The following is a 351-nucleotide window of genomic DNA, read 5'->3' as shown; positions in this document are numbered from 1 at the left end:
GTAGCCCCACGGGTCGTCGACCTCGACCTTCTTGCCGTACTTGGCCGTCTTCCAGACGTTGTAGAAGAACGGCAGCAGGGAAAGGCCGAGCAGGAAGGAGAAGATGGTCGAGACCGTGTTGAGCGTGGTGAATCCCTCCACTGCCAGATAGTCCGGGATTCGCCGCTGCATACCGGCCGTGCCGAGCCAGTGCTGGACGAGGAACGTGCCGTGGAAGCCGATGAACAGCGTCCAGAACGTGATTTTCCCGAGGCGCTCGTCGAGCATCTTGCCAGTGAACTTCGGCCACCAGAAGTGGAATCCGGAGAACATCGCGAACACGACCGTACCGAAGATCACGTAGTGGAAGTG

1 protein-coding gene is annotated in these 351 nt (G+C 59.5%); it reads right to left on the bottom strand.

Annotation, left to right across the window (positions count from 1 at the left end; all coding sequences use genetic code 11):
• Positions 1-351 (bottom strand): cbb3-type cytochrome c oxidase subunit I (locus tag AC5P1B_RS35905; protein ID WP_493892230.1); only part of this gene is annotated, 351 nt, incomplete at both ends.

The organism is Streptomyces sp. A01 (assembly GCF_059026195.1).
The sequence above is the reverse complement of the archived record's forward strand: the minus strand, read 5'-3'. Positions and strand labels throughout refer to the sequence as shown.